Source organism: Nocardioides sp. (assembly GCF_047606145.1).
In the GTDB taxonomy this organism is placed as follows: domain Bacteria; phylum Actinomycetota; class Actinomycetes; order Propionibacteriales; family Nocardioidaceae; genus Nocardioides.
In genome coordinates this window covers 1-3,946 of sequence record NZ_JASGET010000037.1, presented here as the reverse complement: position 1 = coordinate 3,946, position 3,946 = coordinate 1, and the positions used below count along the sequence as shown (strand labels likewise).

The 3,946-nt window shown below is 69.3% G+C and carries 5 protein-coding genes; all 5 read left to right on the top strand.

Features of this window, described 5'->3' with window-relative positions:
* On the top strand, positions 1-411 hold a 411-nt coding region (locus QM638_RS05540; RefSeq protein ID WP_415140948.1), incomplete at its 5' end, for a hypothetical protein.
* Entirely contained in the window at positions 401-1,099 is a 699-nt protein-coding gene (locus tag QM638_RS05535; RefSeq protein WP_415140947.1) for a dihydrofolate reductase family protein, read from the top strand. The genes QM638_RS05540 and QM638_RS05535, both read left to right, overlap by 11 nt.
* 73 nt (positions 1,100-1,172) lie before the next feature.
* The gene (locus QM638_RS05530) at positions 1,173-1,514 is read left to right on the top strand and encodes a hypothetical protein (RefSeq protein ID WP_415140946.1); all 342 of its coding nucleotides are present in this window, start codon (positions 1,173-1,175) and stop codon (positions 1,512-1,514) included.
* On the top strand, positions 1,475-1,729 hold the full coding sequence (locus QM638_RS05525; RefSeq protein ID WP_415140945.1) for a hypothetical protein: 255 nt from the start codon (positions 1,475-1,477) through the stop codon (positions 1,727-1,729). Before QM638_RS05530 ends, QM638_RS05525 begins: the two co-directional genes overlap by 40 nt.
* Before the next feature lie 314 nt (positions 1,730-2,043).
* A partial coding sequence (locus QM638_RS05520) for a hypothetical protein (RefSeq protein WP_415140944.1) occupies positions 2,044-3,946 on the top strand: 1,903 nt, incomplete at its 3' end.

The following is a 3,946-nucleotide window of genomic DNA, read 5'->3' as shown; positions in this document are numbered from 1 at the left end:
CGGATCGTCGCGGACGCCCAGGGCGAGCGCGTCGTCCGCGCGCTCCAGGCCGCCGCCGGAGGCCTCGGTCCCCAGCCCGTTCCCGAGCCCGTTCCCGAGCCCGTTCCCGTGTCTGGTCGCGAGTCCGGTGTGGTCGTCGTGCTCAACGGCAGCGCCCGGCTCACCGACGCCTCCCCGGGACCGTACGACCCTCGCGCGGCCGAGTTCGACGCGGCACTCGACAAGGCGCTGCGTACCCCGGACCCCGGTGCCCTGCGCGCGGCCGACCCCGCACTCGCCGCCGAGCTGTGGGCGAGCACCGGTGGTCTGCCGGCGCTGGCCGACCTGCTCACCGGGACGGAGCGGGTCCGGGTGGACTACGACGACGCACCGTACGGGGTGCGCTACTGGGTGGTGAGGTATGAGCGGTGATCGGTCGAGGGCGCTGGTCGGCGGCGGTGACCCGAGTACGCCGGCAGGCCTGCGGGACTGCTACCGACCGCCGCGGCTGCCGTGGCTGCGGGCCAACATGGTCAGCTCGGTCGACGGCGGCGCGACCGGCTCGGACGGCCGCAGCGGCACCGTCAACACCGGCGCCGACCGAGACGTCTTCGCGCTGCTGCGGTCGCTCGCGGAGGTGATCCTGGTGGGCGCGGGCACGGCTCGCGTGGAGGGCTACACCGGGAGCGACGCCGACGAACCGCCGATCGTGATGGTCACCCGACGCGGGGTGGTGCCCGAGCGGGCCCGCGGCGCTCGTCGCGGCGCGATCCGGCTCGCCACCGTCGAGACGGCGCCCGGGCTGGCCGAGGCGCGTGCGCTGCTCGGCGAGGAGCACGTCTACGTGGTCGGCGAGACCGAGGTCGACCTCGCCCGTCTGGTCGCCGCGCTTCACGCCGACGGACTGACGCACATCCTGTGCGAGGGCGGGCCGAGCCTGCTCGGCGACCTCGTCCGCGCCGGCCTGGTCGACGAGCTGTGCCACACCTTGGCGCCGCGCCTATTGGCCGGGGACGGGCCGCGGATCCTGCGCGGCCCGGGGGTCGACGTACCGCTGGAGCTGGCCGGCCTGATCGAGACCGACGGCACGTTGCTGGCGCGCTGGCTCGTTCACCGCTGATTCCTCAACCCGATGCCTCCCGGCCGGTCGGACCGCACCTGCACGCTACGGCGGGTTGCTTGACTCCCGAAGCGTGAGTCTCGGGTCGGAGTCGGTGCGCGCGCCCCGGGCGGCTCGACGCCCGTTGACCGCACGCCGGCTCAAGGAGTGGCTGGTCTTCCTCGCCTTCGTGGCGCCGAACGTGATCCTGATCGTGGCGTTCACCTATCGGCCGCTGATCGTCAACGTGTACTACTCGACGCTGAACTGGACGCTCGGCTCGCTGACCGCGACCAAGGTGGGCTTCGGCAACTACCTCGACTTCTTCTCCGACGGCGAGGCCTCATCGGTGCTGCTGACCACCGCCGTCTTCACGGTCTGCGGCGCACCGGCTACATGCCGATCCGCAAGTCCGCCGACACCTCGGCGCTGCTGAAGAAGGTGCCGCAGGCCGAGATCGCGATCAAGCAGCTCGACCTGACCCGCAGCCAGGATTGGGCCCGGGTCTTCCTGCCCAGCGGCGACATCGAGATGGCGAACCACTGCGCCAACATCCTGACCCAGCACAAGGATGTCGCCAGCGAGATGAGCTCACTGCGCACGGCCCTGGAGAAGATCTACACCGAGCAGGTCAAGCCACACCTCTCCTGACGCGACGCGGGCGGCGCCGTGACCCGACGAGGCTCGCGGCACTGCTCGACACGACCCGACGGACTCGTGGCGGGCGAGACCCAGCGTCGGTGCCCATCGCGCGGTGCCGCCGCTCGGCGAGATTGTGTCGACATATTGTGCGACACATTGGTGGCGACACGCTTTCCTGTGAGGTCGCCTTCAGTCATTGACCTTCCTTCTGTCGACACTCTAACGTGATGGGCGTCTCATGGGCGTGGTCCGGAGCGCTCCGGGCAACGTCCGCCATCCACGAGGGCCGGCGCGTGCCTGCCCGATCCATGGAGGAAGCACCCATGTCAGATCGCACCTTGCGTCCGTTCCGCTCCGGGCGCGGCGTTGCCACCACCGAGTCGCCGTCCGGTTCCGTGGCCGCCCGCGGCGTCGGACGACGCGGCCTGCTTGTCGCCGCCGCCGGCCTGGGCGCCGCCGGTCTCGTCGGCTGGTCCCCGGTCATCGAGTCGAAGGCTGCCGGCGCGTTCGCCGCCGATGACACCCTCACCGTCGCCTCCGGGGACACTGTCACCCTGACCGAGACCACCGAGCTCTCCCAGCTCGTGATCGAGGACGGCGGCACGCTCGCGGTACCCGACGGATACTCGCTGTCGCTCACGGTCAACGGGGTGGAGACCGGCTCGACGCTCGAGGACCTCTACACCGACGACGGCATCGCCACCTACATCGCCGCCGGCACCTACAGCGGCAGCGTGGTGCTGGACGTGGCCACCGCCAACGACGTCACCTACAACAGCCGCACCTGGCCGCTGCGTCAGGCGGTCTACGTCGACGCCGACGGCATCGACACCGATCGCTCGGTGCTCTCCGCCGTGCAGGGCGGCGTGCTGCGCGACTCGGTCGCCCGCGGGGTCAAGCTGCGCTCGACCGGCGAGGCGTTCAACGGCATCTACGTGGCCGGTGGCGACTACCGGATCGCCAACGCCAAGATCGCCTACCACGGCAACGGCCGCCTCGACTTCATCGGCTACGGCTCCGCGGTCTACGCCACCGGGACCGACACCACCATGCGGGTGGAGAACACCAAGATCCACAACAAGGGCGTGGTGCGGACGGCCGTGATCGCCGACGGCGGCAGCCAGCTGGTGGTCAAGAACTCCGACCTGTCCTGCAAGGACGGCGTCCTGCCGGACGACTACGAGAACACCGGCGACACCAGCTTCATGATGACCTGCCCATGGCTGCTGGGCATGTACGGCACGGTGCGGACCACCAACCTGCTGGGCGACTCGACCCGGGCGACGTACCTGGGCACCACCGTCACCGTCGACAACTGGGGCTGCCTCTCGGTGGACTCGGGGACCGACTGCATCCTGGTCTCCATCGACTCCACCCTGGAGTCGGTCAAGACCGACGGCTACGGCAGCTACGGGATCGGCGATGTCACCGAGCACTTCCTCGGCACTCGGATGAACGTCGGCAGCTACATCATGATCAACTTCGGTGCGGCGGGCACGCACTACGGTGACTCCACCAAGAAGGCGGTCCGGGAGCTCAACAACACCTATGACCTGGGTCTGACCAAGGACGACATCAACTCGGTGCTCTCCCGGGCCTGCTACCTGCGGTCGCGGAAGTTCGGCTTCATGTGGCAAGACGTCGGCCCGGTGACGATCGACGGCCGGACCGCCCTGCGCACCGCGCAGACGGCCTTCCTGTCCAAGGCCGCCCAGTCCTCGATCACGGTGGACGGCTCCGACGGCGCCAGCATCAAGTCCGGCACCGGCGTCATCTACCAGTTGATGGACAACGACAACCCGGGCAGCACGACGGCCACCGACAAGCCGTGGAGCAGGGAGTACACGGTCGACTACGTCGAGCCGACCGACGCCGCGACCAAGTCCGACAGCTGGGACACGACCACCGCGGACAGCGATGACGCCACCGGTGACTTCACCGCCATCAAGCTGAACGGCGACTTCTACAACTCGGTCCTCGGTGGTGGCAACGGCGACATCGAGGGCCAGAACCTGGTGCTGAGCTTCACCGACTGCGAGGTGAACGGCATCATCTCCGCCTCCACCGCGAAGCACAACGCCAGCACCATCAACTTCTCCAACTACGAGGAGCTCGGCGTGGTGACCAACACGCCGGCCGAGGTGGTCAACAACGGTGTGATCGTGACGCTGGCCGGGTCGAGTGTGTGGACGGTGAGTGGCACCTCCTACCTGAGCTCGCTGACGT

Bases quoted from the DNA above. Each gene is read 5' to 3' on its own strand.
- QM638_RS05535 (WP_415140947.1), top strand. From the start codon at position 401: ATGAGCGGTGATCGGTCGAGGGCGCTGGTCGGCGGCGGTGACCCGAGT.
- QM638_RS05525 (WP_415140945.1), top strand. From the start codon at position 1,475: ATGCCGATCCGCAAGTCCGCCGACACCTCGGCGCTGCTGAAGAAGGTG.